The organism is Shimia thalassica, assembly GCF_001458215.1.
In the GTDB taxonomy this organism is placed as follows: Bacteria; Pseudomonadota; Alphaproteobacteria; order Rhodobacterales; family Rhodobacteraceae; genus Shimia; species Shimia thalassica.
This window is the reverse complement of record NZ_CYTW01000002.1, coordinates 328,072-346,972: the sequence shown is the minus strand read 5'-3', so window position 1 is coordinate 346,972 and position 18,901 is coordinate 328,072. Positions and strand designations below refer to the sequence as shown.

Genomic DNA, 18,901 nt, shown 5'->3' with positions numbered 1-18,901 from the left:
ACCAAGTCCTCCTTACTTGTTCATCGCCGCCCAGACGCGCGAAGGCGACGCAGGCATATCGATATGTGTCACATCATGGCCGCCCGATTGAAGCGCGTCCACCACTGCGTTGATCACCGAAGGCGGGGATCCGATCGCACCGGCCTCGCCACAGCCCTTAACGCCCAGAGGGTTATGGGTACAGGGGGTCTGGCTGGAATGGTCCACGGCATAGAACGGCACGTCATCGGCACGCGGCATGGCATAGTCCATATAGGACCCTGTCATCAGCTGCCCGTTTTCGTCATACACGCAGTTTTCCAGCAAAGCCTGGCCAATACCCTGACCAATGCCGCCATGCACCTGACCGTCAACAATCATCGGGTTGATGATGTTGCCAAAGTCATCTGCCGCCGCAAAGCTCTCGATCGTGACCTTGCCCGTTTCCGGATCCACCTCGACCTCGCAGGCATAGGCGCCCGACGGATAGGTAAAGTTGGCCGGATCATAGAACGCCGTCTCTTCGAGCCCCGGTTCGATGTCTTCCAGCGGATAGTTATGTGGCACATAGGCCGCCAGTGTTACATCGCCCCAAGCCACGGATTTGTCCGTACCTGCAACGCTGAACTGGCCATCCTTGAGCTCGATATCCGCATCAGATGCCTCGAGAAGGTGCGCCGCGATCTTTTTCGCTTTTGCAATGATCTTCTCGGTGGCACGCACCATGGCCGATCCACAAACCGCAATTGAGCGCGATCCATAGGTCCCCATTCCGAACGGGATTTTCGAACTATCACCATGCACGATATCGATCTGGCTTTCATCGATACCGATCATTTCCGCAACAACCTGCGGGAACGAGGTTTCGTGCCCCTGACCGTGGCTGTGTGCCCCGACCATGACGCTGATCGACCCTGTCGCGGTGACACGCACCGTGGCCGCATCATAAAGACCCGCACGCGCGCCCAACTGGCCAACAAGGTTCGACGGGGCAATCCCGCAGGCCTCGATATAGCAATTCACGCCAAGACCGCGCAGTTTGCCGTTCTTTTCGCTTTCTGCACGGCGCGCCGCAAACCCGTCACGATCGATAAGGCCTTCCAGGGCATCCATCGTCCCGTGATAGTCGCCCGTGTCATACTCAACCGCCACAGGGGTCGCATAAGGGAACTCTGTAATAAAGTTCTGACGACGCAGGGCAATCGGATCGACACCCAATTCACGTGCCGCCTTGTCCACCACACGCTCAAGCTGGAAAGTCGCCTCGGGGCGCCCCGCACCACGATAGGCGTCCACTGGTACCGTATTGGTAAACACTGCCCGCACATTCACATGGATCAGCGGTGTTTTATAGTTCCCCGCCATCAATGTGCCATGCAGCCATGTCGGAACCGACGGCGCAAAGGTCGACAGATAAGCCCCCATATTGGCCAGCGTATCGGTGCGCAGCGCAATAAAGTTGTTGTCCGCATCCAACGCCAGTTCAATCTTGGTGACATGGTCACGGCCATGCGCATCCGACATGAAGGCTTCCGACCGGCTGGATGTCCATTTGACCGGACGGTTACAAGCCTTGGCCGCGAAGGTACAGAACGCCTCTTCGGCATAGTGGAAAATCTTGGTGCCGAACCCGCCACCCACATCCGGTGCCACAACACGCAGTTTATGCTCTGGAATGCCCAGAACAAACGCGCCCATCAACAGACGGATCACATGCGGGTTCTGGCTTGTGGTATAGAGCGTATGCTCATCAGTCCCACGGCTATAATCGCCGATGGCAACACGCGGTTCCATCGGATTGGCGACCATACGCTGGTTGACCAACTCCAGCGTAGTCACATGCGCCGCCGTTTCAAAAGCCGCATCCACATCCGGTTTGACTTCTTCAACAAATCCCCAGTCATAACAAAGGTTTGACGTCAGATCATCGTGGACCTTGGTCGCTCCTTCGCTCAACGCCGCCTTCATATCGACAACGGCAGGCAACTCCTCGATATCCACCTCGATGGCTTCTGCCGCATCGCGTGCCTGTTCAACACTCTCCGCAACAACCGCAGCAATCGGATCACCGACATGCCGGACCTTGCCCTGTGCCAGAACCGGATGCGCCGGTTCCTGCATCGGCTCGCCGTGCTTGTCGGTAACCTGCCACCCGCAAGGCAGCCCGCCGATGCCTTCAAAATCGGCACCTGTGAAAATCTTCACCACGCCGGGCATCGCGGCCGCAGCACTGGTATCGATCCCGTTGATCTTCCCGTGCGCCACATCCGAGCGCAGGAAATGGACATAGGCCTGTCCGTTTACATTGATATCGTCGGTATAATTTCCTTCACCGGTCAAAAACCGGACGTCTTCGCGCCGTTTTGGGCTGGCGCCAATGCCATGATCTTTCGGCATCTGAATTCCTCCCTGAGAACGGATCGAAAGCAAGCGCTCCCAATCCTTTTCATTGTTCCAAAAATACTCGAAATCCCTGCACCCTCCTCCGGCGCAAGGGGGGTATTATTCGGCCGCGATCGATCCGACATCCTGCCCCGAAGCCGCCATGATCGATTTAACGATGTTATGGTAACCGGTGCAGCGGCAGATATTGCCTTCAAGATAATCGCGGATTTCGGCCTCGGTGGGTTTCGGATTGTCCTTCAACAATGCCGCGGTAGACATCACCATACCTGGTGTGCAGAAACCGCACTGCAGGCCGTGATGGTCCTGAAAGGCTTGCTGGATCGTGTTCAACGATCCGTCTGCCTCTGCCTGCCCTTCAATGGTATCCACCGTCGCCCCGTCGGCTTCGGCCGCAAGCATGGTACAGGATTTCACGGCTTTGCCGTCAACGTGGACCACACAGGCACCACACTGGCTTGTGTCGCACCCCACATGGGTCCCCGTCAGTTTCAGGTTTTCTCTCAAAAATTGGCTAAGCAAGGTGCGGCCTTCGACATCGCCGGACGCAGTCTTGCCATTCACGGTCATGGTGACCTGTGACATTGGCTCCTCCCAGAGTTGTTTACTCATTTTTCGTTTTGTTATTGGGAAGAGTTAAGCACGGGTTTTGCAGTCTGAGAACCATTTTTTTTCAAATGGTTCACTTCCTTACGACTTTAGTCGTAGGCGGTTTGGCGGGAACGGGTCGCGTTTGCGGTCTGCACGGCCGATTTACCCAACTTTAAGCGGCATTCCGCCCAGATAAGCCCATCGGAAAGACTCGTCTCCCACATCTGAAAAGGGACATATCACCACGGATAACCCTGTTTCGGACTAACGCTTGCGTCTTTCGCGGGGCATTGGACGGGTCGGAATTTCTTTCAAAAGCCCCCCGACTCCCATTTCCGCAATATCCTTGCCCGTCACCGGCACGCCACAGGCAATCCGGCTGAGAACCCAGTCCGCCCCATTAAGCGCAGGTGATCGTGCACAGCCCGGCAAGCCAATCACCGGGGTTGAACGCAGCTGCCCCAGAAACAAGAGATTGCCCGGATCCACCGGCATGCCGAACCGCGTCACCTCACCGCCCGCGCGTCGCAGCGCCTGAGGGGCCACATCATGCGTATCCGAGGTGGCCGATGCCGTGAGGATCAAAACCAAATCCCCGGCCGCCTGTTCAATTGCCGTACTTAACTCCGCTTCGCGATGCGGCACCAGAACTGTTTCCAAGAGCTGCATCCCCAAAGCTTCGATCCGGCCACGCACGGCATCTTTCCCCTTGTCCCCTGCACCGCCCGGAATATCCGTAACGATCAAAGTGGCCGTTTGATGCACAACCGGACGCAGACGCAGCGCAGCGCGCGCAATCTCGCATCCGCGAGCGACATCCGCTTCCGGCACGCCGTAGGCAATCATCTTGACCGTGCCAACCATGTTGCCGGTGCCCATCTGCTGCCACGGTGGAACCGTGGCCAGCGTCACCATCGGGTTGATGGCATTCAACGCCGTCAGCGCGTCCCGATCCAGATCAACCACTCCCGGACAGGCGGCTGTAATATTCACGCGCCCCGTAAAGGCCTCGGTCAGACGCAGGTTTGCAGTATCCGGATCCGGCACAAGAGCACGGGCAAGCCGCATCGCGGCCTGGTCTTCGTGCAGATCCTCCGCCCCCAGACGCGCCACGATCACTTCGGTTTGACCTGCCGCCTCAAGGGCCGCGACATGCGAGGCTTCCAGCAGCAAGCCTTTGCGCAGACGCAGATCGCCGGCTTTTATCGAATGGGCAAGGATCGCTCCGGCACATTCTGCAACGGGCACGGCGCCAAAATTCATGCGCCTTTCCTCAGAACCTGAAGCATTTGCGACAGAATGGACACGGCAATCTCTGCAGGGTTGGACGCCCCGATATCAAGACCGACGGGGCCATGAATGCGCGCAATCTGATCTGCGCTAAAACCGGCGTCTGTCAAACGCGCAACGCGGGATGCATGTGTGCGCTTTGATCCCAGGGCACCGATATAGAATGTACCAGAGGCAAGCGCGATATGCAGGGCGGGATCATCCAGTTTGGGATCATGCGTCAACAGCACCAGGGCCGTGCGCGTGTCCAGACCGATCCGTTCCATGGCCTCGTCCGGCCAGTCCTCCAGTATCTCCTCACCGGGAAAGCGGGCTTCGGATCCAAAAGCACTGCGCGGGTCCACAAGGATCGGGTCAAACCCAGCAATCCGCGCCATTGGCACAAAGGCCTGTGCAATGTGCACTGCCCCGACAATCACAACACGAAGGGGGGGATTGTGAATGGCGACAAACGATCCGTCCTCTTCCAGACCTGACCGGTCCATGCGAAAACGATCCTCATATCCTTCCGTGACAAGGGTGCCGCCCCCATTGGATATATCACAGACATAGGCAACGGGGCGTCTTTCGGATCGCGCTTGCACCAACTGGCCCAACACGGCTTCATCCAGAACCTTGCCAATCGGCTCGACCAGAACCTTGATGGTGCCACCACAAGCCAGCCCGACCGCAAAGGCATCGCCATCACTCACACCGAACTCGAGCAACCGTGCCTTGCCCTCTTCAAGGGCCTCAAGCGCTTCGACCATCACGGCGCCTTCGACGCAACCGCCCGAGACAGACCCTTCGATTTGTCCGTCGCCCGACACAACCATCTGCGCCCCGATGCGACGGGGTGCAGAGCCCCATGTCTGAACAACAGTTGCAAGAACGGCACCGCGCCCGGCGGTGTGCCACTCTAGCGCCAATTCTGGCGCACCCTTCAAATCACTGGTCATGACATGTCTCCCTTGAGAGACAAGATGGAGCGGCTTTGCCGTGATGACAAGCCGCTCCATGGTCTTGGTCGTCTTTGCATGCATTCACAAAGCGACACAGGTTTCAGGGCACGCGTGTTTCGCCCTGCTGAAATGACATCGGCTGACCTGAAACCAGACCAGCCGAAAGTCTCAAATACAAGGGGTCTTTATTCGGCCGCGACCGGCGCTGGCCCGTCGCCAACCATGCGTTCAGGAAGAACAATTGCCACCAGAACAAAGACAATGCCCAGAATGATCCCCAGCAGATCGCCAGACATGGCCATCAGCCCATCGTATTTTGCCCCCGGCACCGACCCGAGTGTGACTTTGCCACCAGCGAGTTTGTCTAACAGCCCCGACGCTTTCCAGCTTGGGTAGGTGACCATGTAAGCTGCAGCCCCAAGCAAGCCTCCGCCGATAAAGAACCACGCATCTTTGCGCCCCGACGCCGCAGCGCAAACGCCTGTTCCCGGACAATAGCCCGATGCGGCCCAGCCACCGCCCAGCATCAGCCCACCGATAAAGACACCGACATAGGCCGTTTTGACGGACATGTGCAGGACATCAACAAGGCCAAGCATCTGCCCGCCGAACATCAGGATGGACCCCGTACCAATGGCCAAAAGAATGGTTTTCATCAGGTGCAGATTGCGCAGGGACAACATGCGAATGATCCAGTTCGGATTGGTCGCGCCAATCCGATCAAGCGTTGCGCCAAACGCAGCCCCGATCACAAGTGCAAGAACGATTGTCATGGATCAGGCCTCCTTTTTGTACATCAACAGGGCAACGGGAACCGCCGCCGCAAACGCACCAGCCGCAAACAAGTAGCCGGACAGCGAGGTCTGCATCATTCCGGACATCATATGCCCCGACGTACATCCCCCCGCGAGACGCGCGCCATAGAGAACGATGAACCCACCCACGAAAGCCACGCTGTAACGTGCTACGGGTGTGTCCCCGTAATTGGCGTACCAGATCGCGGGCAATTTGCGTTCATCCGCCCCGATACCTCCGCGCAGCTTTGCAGACATGAATGCGCCGATCATCATCGCAATCACAAAGACAAAGCTATAGTTCAGCGGGTTCGCGGCATTTTTGGCGTATTTGCCGTTCGACTTGGCCAGATAAGCGTTGGTCGACGTATAGGTGCCCGCCTCTGGTTCCGTGATCAGCTCAGGGTTCGCGACGTCTGCAACGATTGCGTCCAGAATGACAAACTGTGTCGAGACCCCGATGGGTTTGACAAGCAGCACCGCCAAAAAGAAGACAAAGCCAAGAAGAACGCCGCCGGTTTTCCAATTCAGTGGCATGTGTTTACTCCAGAAAATAACATTCCACTTTTCTAATATATTATTATTGGAATTTATTTGATCTGGATCAACCGCTCCTGTTCAGAGATCTTTCACCGAAACGGAACTGCACTCGATCAGTTTATCGACGCCATTAGACGGGCCTTTTCTCCCACGTCGTCTGGACGCGACAAAGCCTTTGCAAGGTCTTCCAGTGACGCGATTGAATGCCCGGCGCGGAAGCTGTCAACATGTGGCAGCATGGTGCGAATGCCTTGGGCTTTGGGGGCAAACCCTTCCCAGCGCATCAACGGGTTCAACCAGATCAAACGCCGCGACGAGAGATGAAGCCGTTGCATCTCATGGCCCAGCGCATCGGCGTCGCCGCGATCCAGCCCGTCCGTAATCAAAAGAACAACCGCCCCCTGCCCCATAACCCGGCGCGACCAGTCGCGGTTGAAGGTATGCAGACAATCGCCAATCCGCGTGCCCCCTTCCCAATCCTGTGCCTCGGCCCCAGCTGAGGCCAAGGCCGCATCGACATCGCGTGTCACAAGGTGACGCGAGATATTGGTCAGCCGTGTTCCAAAGGTAAAGCCGTGCACCTTGGCCCAGCCTGCACCTTTTTGGTTGGCCACAGCATGAAGAAAATGCAAGACCATCCGGCTGTACTGGCTCATCGAACCTGAAATATCGCAAATCACCACAAGGTTCGGCCAACGTGGTCTGGGGCTTTGACGCGCGACCGTTCTGAAATCGCCGCCTTGACGCATTGCATTGCGCAAGGTGCGTTTCCAATCCGCCCGCGCACCGTTGATATCGGCCTTGCCACGTCGCGACGGGATAGGTTTCACCGGCAATTCGAGCCGCGCCAACATCCGTTTGGCCTGCGCGATTTCGGCGGTGCTCATCTGTTCGAAATCAAGCGACCGCAACCGTTCTTCCGAAGACATGGTCAAGGTTGAATCTATTTCGATTTCCGTGCCTTCTTCTTCGTTTTCCACGTCAGGAATGTCATGGTCCACACCATCCAAAAGCGCCTCGGCCGCGCGTTTTTCAGCGGCTTGGGCGGTTCTTTCTTCCTGAACGCCCCGCACCGCTGGCAACATTGCTGCCATCATGTGCTCCAGATAGCGGGGATCGCGCCAATAAAGGCGAAACACCTGCGTAAAGACCGCGCGATGTTCGGGCCGTGACACAAAACACGCATGCAGCGTCCAATAGAAATCGACCTTTTCGCTAAAGCCCGCAGCCTCGACCGCGCGGATCGCGTCGATCACGCGCCCCGGTCCAATCGGAAGCCCCGCCTTGCGCAGCGCCCGCGCAAAGTAGGTTATATTGTGCGAGAGCTTGGGCGCATCAGGTATTTCCAGAGGCAGCTGTTCAACCATGACCGGCCTCGCACAAAGAAAGCCCGCGCCTGTACAGACCTCTGGTGGCAAATCCCGCCATCAAGCTGAATCAATGTCCGCACGCGCCTGATCCAACAGACGCTTGGCTTCGGACCCATGCAGTTTGGCAATGTCATCCTGATATTTGAGGATCGCCCCGAGCGTGTCGGAAATCACTTCCGGACTAAGGGTAAGCACATCCAGTGCCAACAGGCATTTGGCCCAATCGATGGTCTCGGCGACACCGGGTTTCTTGAACAGATCTTCGGTGCGCAGTTGCTGCACAAAGGCGACGATCTCTTTGCTCAGCGCCTCGGCTGCTTCGGGTGCGCGTGACTGCAGGATTTCGATTTCGCGTTCAAAGTTGGGATAATCCACCCAGTGATACAAACAGCGCCGCTTGAGGGCGTCGTGCACTTCGCGGGTCCGGTTCGACGTGAGAATCACAATCGGGGGCTTCGGCGCCTTGATTGTGCCGATCTCGGGAATCGTCACCTGAAAATCGCTCAGAGCTTCCAGAAGAAACGCCTCAAACGGTTCGTCTGTGCGGTCCAGTTCATCGATAAGCAAAACAGGCGGACCTGCGGGATCTTCGCGCATGGCCTGAAGCAAAGGACGCTCGACCAGATAATCGGGGCCAAACAGTTCGGTGTTGAGCGCGGACCGGTCCGCCGTGCCAGAGGCCTCGGCGGTGCGGATCGCAATCATCTGTGCCGCAAAGTTCCATTCATATACGGCGCTGGACGCATCCAGCCCCTCGTAACACTGCAACCGGATCAGGCGCCGCCCCAAGGCGGCAGAAAGGGCTTTGGCAATCTCGGTTTTCCCGACACCCGCCTCTCCCTCAAGGAACAAAGGCCGCCCCAACCGAAGGGAGAGAAACACCACTGTGGCAAGGTCACGTCCACAGACATAGCCCTCGTCGGATAGCATCTTTTGAACCTGATCAATCGATGAAATTTGCATTCTGTCCCCCCGTTTCAACGTGAAGCTGCACGAGGCGCGCGGGCTTCGTCAAGCAAACCTGTGTCAATCGCGACCAATTTCCACATTTTTGCCTTTATTGGCATGTACGCAGAAAAAAAATCCCCGCCGCCAAGGGGCAAGGGCAGGCAAGAAGGATAACAGGCATGCAGGATGCAGCTAACGGCTTTGATGTGCCAATGCTGGGTTTAGACCGCGACCAATGGCTCAAAAAGCTTGAGGAAATCGTGGACGAAGACGGATATCTTCAACCTCTCGGGGCGCGGCACTTTGCGTCTTTTGTTGAAGACAAACCAACGCTTTTGGTCACTTTTGAAACGATGCAGGGCATTCAGGCCCGCGGCGACACAGGTCAGCCTTTGGGCTTTGAACTGGTCCGCGAACTGGGCTGGTCCCATCTGTGCATCCTGTCCGACGGCGACACATGGTTCCGTGATCCGGCTGTGTATGCCTTTTTTGACCGGCTTGTTGATGACGGGTTATTCGAAGACTTCAAAGACGTTGTCTTTTATGGTGCCGGCCCTGGCTGCGCCTATGCGGCAGCTGCGTTTTCGGTCACAGCACCCGGTGCCAAAGTTGTGGCGATCCAGCCGCAGGCGACACTGGACCCGCGCATTTCGGGCTGGGACAATCGGTTCTCGAACATGCGGCGCACCTCGTTTTCGGATCGATATGGATATGCACCCGATATGCTGGATGCGGCGTCTCATGCCTATGTCATTCACGATCCGCAGGAAACGATGGACGCGATACATGCGGGCATGTTCACACGCCCCAACGTGACCAACCTGCGTATGCCCTTTATGGGCGGCAACCTCGAAAACGACCTCCTAGAAATGCAACTGCTGTTCCGCATTCTGGCCAAGGTCGCTGCAGGCACCCTCAGCGAAGACAGCTTTCATTCCATGGCGCGCGCGCGGCGCAGCTATCCGCCCTATCTGGAACGTCTTTCTGCGGCCCTTCAGGTTCAAAAACGTCCGGTTCTCGAGGCATTGCTCTGTGCCAACGTGGTTTGCCGGATGCGCTCTCACAAGTTTCTGCACCGTCTCGAAGCGCTTGAACTGGAAGCAACCGGCACGACCGTCAGCTTATAAAGCAGATTTCTGCCGCTCCCTACTGGCGCGAAGCCGCGCTTTTGTGTAAGCGGCAGACATGACCCAAAGCCTCACGATTGCCCGCCCCGACGACTGGCACCTGCACCTGCGCGATGGCGCCATGTTGCAGACAGTGCTGCCAGAGACCGCACGCCATTTCGCCCGCGCGATCATCATGCCGAACCTTGTGCCGCCGGTTGTGACCGGCGATCAGGCCGCAGCCTATCGCGATCGCATTCTGGCCGCCCTGCCCGAAGGCATGTCGTTCGAGCCGTTGATGACATTGTATCTGACCGAGAACACCGATCCCGAAGACGTGGCCGCCGCCCATGCAAGCGGATTGATCAAGGCGGTCAAACTCTACCCTGCTGGTGCCACCACCAACTCGGCCTCGGGCGTGCAGAACTTTGACAATGTCCGCGCAGTACTCGAAAAAATGGCCGAAATCGGCTGCCCCCTGTGTGTGCATGGCGAGGTCACAGACCGCGACATTGACATTTTTGACCGCGAGGCCGTGTTCATCGACCGCGTTCTGGATCCCGTTCGCAAAGCCACCCCCGGCTTGCGCGTGGTCATGGAGCATATCACCACCAAGGATGGTGCTGACTATGTTCTGGCAAATGAAAAGGATCTGGGCGCGACGATCACCGTTCAGCACCTTATTCTGGATCGCAACGACATGTTGGTGGGCGGTATGCGCCCGCACTATTACTGTCTTCCAATTCTGAAGCGCGGCGTCCACCGCGAAGCCTTGCTGGCCGCCGCCGTTTCGGGCGACAAGCGGTTCTTCCTTGGCACCGACAGCGCGCCACATCCGACACACGCCAAAGAAAGCGAATGCTGTTCGGCGGGATGCTTTACCGCCCCCAACGCCCTGTCCATTCTGGCCCAGACTTTTGAAAAATCTGGCGCCCTGGACAAGCTGGAAGGCTTCATTTCGCGCCACGGCCCCGCGTTCTATGGCCTGCCGATAAACGACGAGACAATCACTTTGACCAAGGGCGACGACGAAGTCACATACCCAAAGACTTTGCCCGCTGGCGATCATACCGTGACTGTTTTCGACCCCGGCTTCCCGCTTTTCTGGTCGGTCAGCAGCTGACTTCAAATTCCTTGCCCCCATCCGAGAGGACATTGCAATGATCCCCACCACTTATCCCTCGCAAGAGGAAATCGCCCGCCTGACAGCGCGTATGCTGCTGGAAATCGGCGCGGTGAACTTTAACACTGACGAGCCTTATACGCTGGCGTCCGGTCTGCCCTCGCCCAGCTATATCGATTGTCGCAAGCTGATCTCCTATCCGCGCATTCGCTCTACCCTGATGGATTTCATGACTGTCACCGTTATGCGCAACGCGGGTTTCGAAGCCTTTGACAACATTGCCGGCGGCGAAACAGCGGGTATCCCGTTTGCTGCACTTGTGGCCGAGCGCATGGCCCTGCCCATGACCTATGTTCGCAAAAAGCCCAAAGGTTACGGTAAAAATGCCCGGATCGAAGGCGCGATGAGCGAAGGCGAGCGCGTCCTGCTGGTGGAAGATCTGACAACTGACGGTGGCTCCAAGCTGTCGTTTGTGGATGCTATCCGTGAAACCGGCGCGACCTGTGGCCATACCGCCGTCATCTTCTATTACGACATCTTCCCCGAGACGACCAAAACACTGGGCGATCACGGTGTTGATCTGCACTACCTGTGCACATGGTGGGACGTTCTGGCCGAAGCGCGCGCGCAGGGTGCCTTTGGCGAAGACACGCTGGCGGAAGTGGAAAAATTCCTCAAGTCTCCGCGTGAATGGCAGGAAGCCAACAAGAAAGCCTAAGCTTTCCGCGCTAAGTATTTGAAGACAGGGGAAACCACCGCCACGCGGTGGTTTTTTCGTCGCAACACGCAAAAATATGCTGGGGATAGTTTGTGGAAAACTCCGCGCGGACTCACTCTGGCGGATCTACCTGTTGTGGCAAGCTGATCTTGGTGATCGAAATATGGTGCCAAATGTGATAAAGCTGTTCCCGAGCCAAAAGCATACACAGGTTTTGAGGCGGCTTATCCACAGCTTTTCCCAGATGGCACTCCGCGCGCAAATCCCGTAAAAAGCCCTTACTGGGGAGACAGGCCAATATGAACGAAATCTCGACGATCAATCCGACTGGCGAAACACAGGACGCCGCGGATCCGATGCCGCATTCCATCGAGGCTGAACAACAGCTTCTGGGTGCCATTCTGACAAACAACGACATCTATGATCGGGTTGCGTCGATCATCAATTCAAGCCACTTTTACGATCCGGTCCACGCCCGCATCTACGAAGTGGCTGCAGCGCGCATCGCCAAAAACAACCTTGCCACGCCCGTCACGCTCAAAGCGTTTCTGGAAGATGACGACGGCCTGAAAGAACTGGGTGGTCCGGCCTATCTTGCACGTCTGGCGGGGGCGGCGATCTCGGCATTTGCTGCCCGTGACTATGCCCAAATGATCTATGACATGGCGATCCGGCGCGAGCTGATCGGCCTTGGCAACAACATCGCGACCAAAGCGCAAAAGGTTGATGTTGCGTCCGAACCCAAAGAACAGATCGTCGAAGCAGAACAGGCTTTGTACCAACTGTCCGAACAGGGCACGACCGAAAGCGGGTTTGTCTCGTTCCTGAAGGCCGTGACCGAGGCCGTTAACGTCACCAATCAGGCCTATGAACGCGGGGGCGGTATGGCCGGTGTCTCAACCGGGCTGGACGATCTCGACAAACAGCTTGGCGGCCTTCACCCGTCTGACCTTTTGATCCTTGCGGGACGCCCGTCGATGGGGAAAACCTCGCTGGCGACCAACATCGCGTTCAACGTTGCCAAAGCGTATAAGCGCGGCAAGCGTTCGGACGGCACCGAAGGTGCGGTCGAAGGTGGTGTGGTCGGGTTCTTCTCTCTCGAGATGAGCGCCGAACAGTTGGCGGGGCGTATTCTGGCCGAAGCCTCCGAGATTTCGTCACACAAGATTCGTCAGGGTGACCTGACTGAATCTGAATTCCGCCGCTTTGTTGATGCCGCCAAGGATCTCGAAGCCTGCCCTCTTTTTATCGATGACACCCCTGCCCTGCCAATTTCACAGCTGGCTGCGCGCGCACGTCGATTGAAGCGGACGCATGGTCTGGATGTGTTGATCATCGACTATTTGCAGCTGTGCCGCGGCATGGCCGAAAACCGTGTGAACGAAATTGCCGAAATCTCGATGGGGATGAAGGCGATTGCCAAGGAATTGAACATTCCCGTTATCGCGCTGTCCCAGCTGTCGCGTCAGGTGGAAAGCCGAGATGATAAACGCCCCATGCTCTCGGATCTTCGGGAATCGGGATCAATCGAGCAGGATGCCGACGTGGTGATGTTCGTGTTCCGCGAGGAATACTACAAAGAACGCGAAAAGCCGGGCGATCACGAACTCGAGCGCCTTGAGGAATGGAAAGAAGCGATGGAACGCCTGCATGGCCGCGCCGAAGTCATCGTCGGCAAACAGCGTCACGGCCCGATTGGCACCGTTGATCTGTCGTTCGAGGCACAGTTCACCCGTTTCGGGAATCTCGTGAAACCTTGGCAGCAAAACGAAGACGTCGGGTTCTGATCCTTTTTGCGCCGTTTCTTTGGATGCGGCGCAAAAATCGCACCATCTGCCCTTCGAGCGATATCGCAAAAGCGGCACAGAGCCGCCATGCGCCTCTGTCTCGTGGTATGTTCGCTCCATTCCCTCTTGACCTCGGCTTGCGAGCCGTCAACAAACAGCCATGGCTACCGGTATACTTACAATTGACATCGACGCGCTGATTTCGAACTGGAAGGCGCTTGATTCCATGACCAACTGCGAAACAGCAGCTGTGGTCAAAGCGGACGGATATGGGCTTGGCGCGGACCGCCTTGCCCGTGCGCTGGCACATGCGGGCGTGCGCAAGTTCTTTGTCGCCGCCACAGAAGAAGGCGCCTCGCTGCGTCAGGCCCTTGGGCCAGGTCCGGAAATCAGTGTTTTTTCCGGCCATATGGCGGGCGACACAGACATGATTTCTGACATGCAGCTTACGCCGATGCTGAATTCTATCGATCAGATGTTGCGCCATGTCGAAGCCCTGCCCGGCGCGCCTTTTGGCGTCCAGCTGGACACGGGGATGAACCGTCTAGGAATGGAAGCCGGAGAATGGGCTGCGGTTCGCGACCTTGTGGTCAGCCAGAACCCGACCTTGATCATGTCACACCTTGCGTGCGCCGATGATCCCGAGCACCCGATGAACCCGACCCAATTGCGCGTGTTCAAAGAAATGACCGAAGGGGTTGATGCCCCAAGATCGCTGGCCGCGACAGGTGGCATCCTGTTGGGGGACGATTATCATTTTGACCTCACGCGCCCCGGTATCGGTCTTTATGGCGGTATGCCCTATATCGAGGCCCTGCCCGTGGCGGGTCTGTCGGTGCCCGTGATCCAGATCCGGGACGTCGAAGAAGGCGAAACCGTCGGATATTCCAACACATGGATGGCCGACCGTCCCAGCCGCGTGGCCACCATCGCAGCCGGCTATGCAGACGGCATCATCCGTGGAATGGGCGAAAAAGCATGGGTTCATTCCGGTGACACGGCCTGTAAGATTATTGGCCGGATTTCGATGGATATGATCGGCGTGGACGTGACGGATTTGAGCGAAGAGCCATCCCATCTTGATTTGATTGGCCCGCACCAGTCGGTTGATACGGTTGCGGCCGCGGCAGACACCATCGGATATGAAATTCTGACGTCTCTGGGTGCGCGCTATACGCGACGGTATAAATGATGATCCTTACGGCCCCCCTTGCGGCGCTCGGGCGCGCAACGCTCGCGTTTTTCGGGCTGATCGGACAGGTGACCCTGTTCGCCCTGTCCGCGCTTAGCCATATCTTTCGCCCGCCGTTTTACGGGCGCGAATTTCTGATGGCCCTGTTCAACATCGGCTGGCTTTCGCTTCCGGTGGTCGGGTTGACCGCCATTTTCACCGGCGGTGCGCTTGCCTTGCAAATCTATGATGGTGGCAGTCGTTTCTCAGCAGAGGCCGTTGTTCCGCAAATTGTTGCCATCGGCATGGTGCGCGAACTGGGCCCCGTTCTGGTCGGTCTTATGGTTGCGGCCCGTGTGACGTCATCCATCGCGGCCGAAATCGCAACAATGAAAGTCACCGAACAGATTGACGCGCTGACCACGCTGTCCACCCACCCGATGAAATATCTGACTGCACCGCGTTTGCTGGCCGCATTGATTGTCGTGCCCGTTTTGGTCGGCATTGGCGATATCATCGGCATCTATGGCGGGTTTGTTGTCGGCACCAAGCAGTTGGGCTTTAACCCTGCCACATATGTCCAGAATACCGTGGATTTCCTTCAGCGCAGCGACATCGTATCCTCGCTGATCAAGGGATCAGTCTTTGGCGGCATTTCCGCCACCATGGGGTGCTACTATGGCATGAACTCTGGCCGGGGCGCACAGGGCGTCGGGGCCGCGACCAAAGCAAGCGTTCAGGCGGCGGCGGTTCTTATTCTGGCTGCAAACTTCCTGCTTACATCGTTGTTTTTCACATCATGATCACATTCGAAAACGTCCATAAGTCCTTTGGCCCAAAGCATGTTCTGCGCGGTGTCGACCTCGAGGTGCCGAAAGGTGAATCCATGGTGATCATTGGCGGATCAGGCACAGGAAAATCCGTGACGCTGAAATGTGTGCTCGGCCTGCTAACACCGGACCAAGGCACCATCACCGTGGATGGCAACGACGCCACCAAGGGCGACAGGGATGCGTTTCTGGCCCGCTTTGGCATGTTGTTTCAGGGCGGCGCCTTGTTTGACTCGCTCACGGTCTGGCAGAACGTCGCCTTCCGCCTGTTGCGCGGGTCCCTGAAACGCCCCAAAGCCGAAGCGCGGGAAATCGCCATAGAAAAGCTGCGCCGCGTGGGTTTGACACCGGATGTGGCCGATCTGTTCCCCTCTGAACTGTCGGGGGGCATGCAGAAACGTGTCGGTCTGGCCCGTGCCATTGCCGCCGAACCCGAAATAATCTTTTTCGACGAACCCACAACGGGCCTTGATCCCATTATGTCGGGGGTCATCAACGATCTGATCCGCGAGATTGTTGTGGAAATGGGTGCGACTGCGATGACCATCACCCACGACATGACCTCTGTGCGCGCCATCGCCGACAAGGTCGCCATGCTGCACGACGGGGTGATTCAGTGGACCGGCCCCGTAAACGAGATGGACACATCCGGCGATCCTTACCTGACCCAGTTCATCTCGGGCAGCGCAGAAGGTCCAATCGAGGCCGTGCGCTAAGACGACAAGCTAGAGATTGAGGACCTTCTCATGAGGGCTGGTGGCCTTTATTGGCCACACCCCTTGTTGCGAATTCCAGCATCTCTCTTGTAGTTTGCCCCCCTGCCCCCTAGCTCTAGGCCCATGATCCTGCGCCTTGCCAATCTGTCCCTGCTGATCCTGTTCCCTGTCGCGTGGTTCGCCCCCCTGCTGCATGCAGGTATTCTGCCTATTTTCGGCCTCAGCGAGATTTCGATCATTTCCGGCCTGCAATCTCTGTGGGATACGGATGCCGCGCTGGCGTTGCTTGTAACGTTTCTCGCGATTTTTGCGCCTTATATGAAAACCATTGGCCTTGCCCTGATCCAGTTCGGATTGATGCGCCGCAAGACGTTGCCCGCGCTGGAGTTTCTTGGGAAGCTGGCGATGGCGGACGTGTTTCTGATCGCGCTTTATGTGGTGATCGTCAAAGGCGCAGGCTATGTCACGGTTCAAACCGGATGGGGGCTTTACCTGTTCACGGCCTGTGTTCTGGCCTCGATTGGCATTAGCCATTTGACCCGCAAGCGTTAGTGGTCCAAAACGAGAACATGGCTAAATCAAAAACCCAGTTCTCCTGCTCTGCCTGCGGCAACATTACCACCAAATGGTCAGGTCGATGCGAAGCATGCGGCGATTGGAACACCATCGTCGAAGATACACCGATTTCATCCGGTCCGTCTGCGGCCTCGCTTGGCGTCTCGAAGGGACGCAGCATCCCATTGACGGATTTGCGCACCGAAGAAACACCGCCCCCCCGCGCCCACAGCGGCATTGCCGAACTGGACCGCGTGCTGGGCGGAGGGCTTGTGCCTGCAAGTGCCATCCTTGTCGGGGGCGATCCGGGGATTGGTAAATCCACCTTGCTGTTGCAGGCCGCGGCACAATTTGCGCGCAAGGGCATCAAAACCATCTATGTCAGCGGCGAAGAAGCCAGCGCACAGGTCCGGATGCGCGCGCAACGTCTTGATCTGACGGATGCGCCCGTGCAACTGGCCGCCGAAACCAACCTGCGCGACATCCTGACGACACTGGAACAGGAAAAGCCACAACTCGCCATTATCGATTCGATTCAGACTATGTGGTCCGATTCTGTCGGCAGCGCCCCCGGCAGCGTAAGCCAGGTTCGCGCCGCAGCGCATGAATTGACCAGCTTTGCCAAACGCAAAGGCATGGCCGTCATTCTGGTGGGTCATGTGACCAAAGAAGGCCAGATTGCAGGGCCACGCGTCGTGGAACATATGGTCGACACCGTTTTGTATTTCGAGGGCGAGCGCGGTCATCAGTTCCGCATCCTGCGCGCCGTCAAAAACCGCTTTGGCCCCGCAGACGAAATTGGCGTTTTCGAAATGACAGGCGCCGGCCTTACGCAAGTACTGAACCCGTCGGCTCTGTTTCTCTCGGATCGTGGTCAGCCCAGCCCCGGAAGCGTTGTTTTTGCAGGCATAGAAGGCACACGGCCCGTCTTGATCGAACTTCAGGCGCTGGTCGCCCCCAGCCCGCATTCCCAGCCCCGCCGCACAGTGGTCGGATGGGATGGAGGACGGCTGGCGATGATCCTTGCCGTTCTCGAGGCACGTTGCGGTATCCCCTTCACCGGATTGGATGTATACCTCAACGTTGCAGGCGGCATGAAAATCAACGAACCCGCAGCGGACCTTGCCGTTGCAACCGCATTGTTGTCTGCACGGGAAGACACCGCATTGCCGGCTGACACCGTGGTTTTTGGAGAAATCAGCCTGTCTGGAGCCCTCAGAGCGGTGGGTCAGACAGAAAACAGGTTGAAAGAAGCCCAAAAACTTGGTTTCACAACGGCAATCGCTCCAAAAGGCGGCAAATCTCTCGCGGTTGACGGTATTACCCTCAACCAACTCGGGGATCTGACCAGTTTTGTCGGGGAAGTGTTTGGAGCAGGATAGCCGCCTGTAAAGGGGGCAGAGGGAACGGGAAGCGCATGGAAGGTTTCACCATCATTGACGGCGTCGTTGCGGGCGTCATTATTATTTCGGCTCTGCTGGCCTATAGCCGCGGTGTCGTCCGCGAGCTTATGGCCATTGCGGGCTGGGTCGCCGCCGCAGTCTTGGCGTTTATGTTTGCGCCACAGGTCGAACCTCTGGTCAAAGAAGTTCCGGTTATCGGCGAATATCTCGCTGACAGCTGTGAATTGTCGATCATCGCCGCCTTTGCGGCCGTGTTTGCCTTGTCGCTGGTTGTTGTGTCTTTGTTCACACCGCTGTTTTCATCGCTGGTGCAACGGTCTGCTCTTGGTGGCGTGGATCAGGGGCTTGGTTTCCTGTTCGGCGTGCTGCGCGGTATCCTGTTGGTCGCAATCGCCTTTTTCGTTTACGAAACCGTGGTCACATCACAAACCATTCCGATGGTCGACGACAGCCGCTCGGCCGCCGTCTTCAGCAAGATGACCACCCAGATCGAAGAGCGCGACCCGGAAGAGGCTCTTGGCTGGATCACGCAGCAATACGAAGAACTGGTCGGCGCCTGCGAAAAGTAAGTTTTTCAGAAAACCCGAACCATTCGGTCGCCATCGCGAACTTTGGAATACAAAACGACTGCTGCTG

At 57.3% G+C, this 18,901-nt stretch carries 18 protein-coding genes; 10 read left to right on the top strand and 8 right to left on the bottom strand.

The genetic code is table 11. The annotated features are described in order from the left end of the window. Positions 1-12 precede the first annotated feature (12 nt). The 8 genes from PH7735_RS11600 to PH7735_RS11565 form a co-directional block, all read right to left on the bottom strand. Positions 13-2,376, bottom strand: coding sequence for a xanthine dehydrogenase family protein molybdopterin-binding subunit (locus PH7735_RS11600; RefSeq protein WP_058311534.1), 2,364 nt, complete (start codon positions 2,374-2,376; stop codon positions 13-15). Between the two features lie 105 nt (positions 2,377-2,481). Next, positions 2,482-2,967, bottom strand: coding sequence for a (2Fe-2S)-binding protein (locus PH7735_RS11595; protein WP_058311533.1), 486 nt, complete (start codon positions 2,965-2,967; stop codon positions 2,482-2,484). A gap of 270 nt (positions 2,968-3,237) precedes the next feature. Further along, a complete protein-coding gene (locus PH7735_RS11590; protein WP_058311532.1) occupies positions 3,238-4,236 on the bottom strand; it encodes a molybdopterin-binding protein in 999 nt (332 codons plus the stop codon). Then, entirely contained in the window at positions 4,233-5,201 is a 969-nt protein-coding gene (locus tag PH7735_RS11585) for an XdhC family protein (protein ID WP_058311848.1), read from the bottom strand. Before PH7735_RS11585 ends, PH7735_RS11590 begins: the two co-directional genes overlap by 4 nt. 188 nt (positions 5,202-5,389) lie before the next feature. Next, positions 5,390-5,977, bottom strand: a complete 588-nt coding sequence (locus tag PH7735_RS11580) for a YeeE/YedE thiosulfate transporter family protein (RefSeq protein WP_058311531.1) — start codon at positions 5,975-5,977, stop codon at positions 5,390-5,392. 3 nt (positions 5,978-5,980) lie between these two features. After that, positions 5,981-6,553, bottom strand: a complete 573-nt coding sequence (locus PH7735_RS11575) for a YeeE/YedE thiosulfate transporter family protein (protein WP_348412243.1) — start codon at positions 6,551-6,553, stop codon at positions 5,981-5,983. Positions 6,554-6,651: 98 nt separating this feature from the next. Further along, a complete protein-coding gene (locus tag PH7735_RS11570; protein ID WP_058311529.1) occupies positions 6,652-7,905 on the bottom strand; it encodes a vWA domain-containing protein in 1,254 nt (417 codons plus the stop codon). Between the two features lie 60 nt (positions 7,906-7,965). Next, positions 7,966-8,871: an AAA family ATPase gene (locus PH7735_RS11565; RefSeq protein WP_058311528.1), complete on the bottom strand. Its 906-nt coding sequence runs from the start codon at positions 8,869-8,871 to the stop codon at positions 7,966-7,968. A 164-nt stretch (positions 8,872-9,035) separates the two neighbouring features. Between PH7735_RS11565 and PH7735_RS11560 the strand changes: the two genes are divergently transcribed. The 10 genes from PH7735_RS11560 (at position 9,036) to PH7735_RS11510 (ending at position 18,834) form a co-directional block, all read left to right on the top strand. Then, positions 9,036-9,983, top strand: a complete 948-nt coding sequence (locus PH7735_RS11560) for a hypothetical protein (RefSeq protein ID WP_058311527.1) — start codon at positions 9,036-9,038, stop codon at positions 9,981-9,983. A gap of 58 nt (positions 9,984-10,041) precedes the next feature. Further along, positions 10,042-11,085 (top strand): dihydroorotase, encoded by a 1,044-nt coding sequence (gene pyrC / locus PH7735_RS11555; protein WP_058311526.1) that lies wholly within the window; start codon positions 10,042-10,044, stop codon positions 11,083-11,085. A gap of 37 nt (positions 11,086-11,122) precedes the next feature. Continuing rightward, a complete protein-coding gene (locus PH7735_RS11550) occupies positions 11,123-11,803 on the top strand; it encodes an orotate phosphoribosyltransferase (RefSeq protein ID WP_058311525.1) in 681 nt (226 codons plus the stop codon). 299 nt (positions 11,804-12,102) lie between these two features. Continuing rightward, complete coding sequence (locus PH7735_RS11540; RefSeq protein ID WP_058311523.1) at positions 12,103-13,590, top strand: replicative DNA helicase; 1,488 nt, start codon at positions 12,103-12,105, stop codon at positions 13,588-13,590. 160 nt (positions 13,591-13,750) lie between these two features. Beyond that, positions 13,751-14,782 (top strand): alanine racemase, encoded by a 1,032-nt coding sequence (gene alr / locus PH7735_RS11535; RefSeq protein ID WP_058311522.1) that lies wholly within the window; start codon positions 13,751-13,753, stop codon positions 14,780-14,782. Further along, the gene (locus tag PH7735_RS11530) at positions 14,782-15,564 is read left to right on the top strand and encodes an MlaE family ABC transporter permease (protein ID WP_058311847.1); all 783 of its coding nucleotides are present in this window, start codon (positions 14,782-14,784) and stop codon (positions 15,562-15,564) included. The genes alr and PH7735_RS11530 overlap by 1 nt, the downstream gene beginning before the upstream one ends. Beyond that, the gene (locus PH7735_RS11525) at positions 15,561-16,307 is read left to right on the top strand and encodes an ABC transporter ATP-binding protein (RefSeq protein ID WP_058311521.1); all 747 of its coding nucleotides are present in this window, start codon (positions 15,561-15,563) and stop codon (positions 16,305-16,307) included. The genes PH7735_RS11530 and PH7735_RS11525 overlap by 4 nt, the downstream gene beginning before the upstream one ends. 123 nt (positions 16,308-16,430) lie before the next feature. Continuing rightward, complete coding sequence (locus PH7735_RS11520) at positions 16,431-16,859, top strand: paraquat-inducible protein A (protein ID WP_082645223.1); 429 nt, start codon at positions 16,431-16,433, stop codon at positions 16,857-16,859. 17 nt (positions 16,860-16,876) lie between these two features. Continuing rightward, positions 16,877-18,244, top strand: a complete 1,368-nt coding sequence (gene radA, locus PH7735_RS11515; protein ID WP_058311845.1) for a DNA repair protein RadA — start codon at positions 16,877-16,879, stop codon at positions 18,242-18,244. A gap of 35 nt (positions 18,245-18,279) precedes the next feature. After that, positions 18,280-18,834 (top strand): CvpA family protein, encoded by a 555-nt coding sequence (locus tag PH7735_RS11510; RefSeq protein ID WP_058311520.1) that lies wholly within the window; start codon positions 18,280-18,282, stop codon positions 18,832-18,834. The last annotated feature ends 67 nt before the right edge of the window (positions 18,835-18,901 follow it).

What these genes read in the sequence shown, in the direction of transcription:
- PH7735_RS11585 (WP_058311848.1), bottom strand. Translation starts at nt 5,201, where the DNA reads ATGACCAGTGATTTGAAGGGTGCGCCAGAATTGGCGCTAGAGTGGCAC.
- alr (WP_058311522.1), top strand. Translation starts at nt 13,751, where the DNA reads ATGGCTACCGGTATACTTACAATTGACATCGACGCGCTGATTTCGAAC.
- PH7735_RS11510 (WP_058311520.1), top strand. Translation starts at nt 18,280, where the DNA reads ATGGAAGGTTTCACCATCATTGACGGCGTCGTTGCGGGCGTCATTATT.
- PH7735_RS11590 (WP_058311532.1), bottom strand. Translation starts at nt 4,236, where the DNA reads ATGAATTTTGGCGCCGTGCCCGTTGCAGAATGTGCCGGAGCGATCCTT.
- PH7735_RS11550 (WP_058311525.1), top strand. Translation starts at nt 11,123, where the DNA reads ATGATCCCCACCACTTATCCCTCGCAAGAGGAAATCGCCCGCCTGACA.
- PH7735_RS11560 (WP_058311527.1), top strand. Translation starts at nt 9,036, where the DNA reads ATGCAGGATGCAGCTAACGGCTTTGATGTGCCAATGCTGGGTTTAGAC.
- pyrC (WP_058311526.1), top strand. Translation starts at nt 10,042, where the DNA reads ATGACCCAAAGCCTCACGATTGCCCGCCCCGACGACTGGCACCTGCAC.
- PH7735_RS11600 (WP_058311534.1), bottom strand. Translation starts at nt 2,376, where the DNA reads ATGCCGAAAGATCATGGCATTGGCGCCAGCCCAAAACGGCGCGAAGAC.
- PH7735_RS11540 (WP_058311523.1), top strand. Translation starts at nt 12,103, where the DNA reads ATGAACGAAATCTCGACGATCAATCCGACTGGCGAAACACAGGACGCC.
- PH7735_RS11595 (WP_058311533.1), bottom strand. Translation starts at nt 2,967, where the DNA reads ATGTCACAGGTCACCATGACCGTGAATGGCAAGACTGCGTCCGGCGAT.
- radA (WP_058311845.1), top strand. Translation starts at nt 16,877, where the DNA reads ATGGCTAAATCAAAAACCCAGTTCTCCTGCTCTGCCTGCGGCAACATT.
- PH7735_RS11525 (WP_058311521.1), top strand. Translation starts at nt 15,561, where the DNA reads ATGATCACATTCGAAAACGTCCATAAGTCCTTTGGCCCAAAGCATGTT.
- PH7735_RS11530 (WP_058311847.1), top strand. Translation starts at nt 14,782, where the DNA reads ATGATCCTTACGGCCCCCCTTGCGGCGCTCGGGCGCGCAACGCTCGCG.
- PH7735_RS11565 (WP_058311528.1), bottom strand. Translation starts at nt 8,871, where the DNA reads ATGCAAATTTCATCGATTGATCAGGTTCAAAAGATGCTATCCGACGAG.
- PH7735_RS11570 (WP_058311529.1), bottom strand. Translation starts at nt 7,905, where the DNA reads ATGGTTGAACAGCTGCCTCTGGAAATACCTGATGCGCCCAAGCTCTCG.
- PH7735_RS11580 (WP_058311531.1), bottom strand. Translation starts at nt 5,977, where the DNA reads ATGACAATCGTTCTTGCACTTGTGATCGGGGCTGCGTTTGGCGCAACG.
- PH7735_RS11520 (WP_082645223.1), top strand. Translation starts at nt 16,431, where the DNA reads ATGATCCTGCGCCTTGCCAATCTGTCCCTGCTGATCCTGTTCCCTGTC.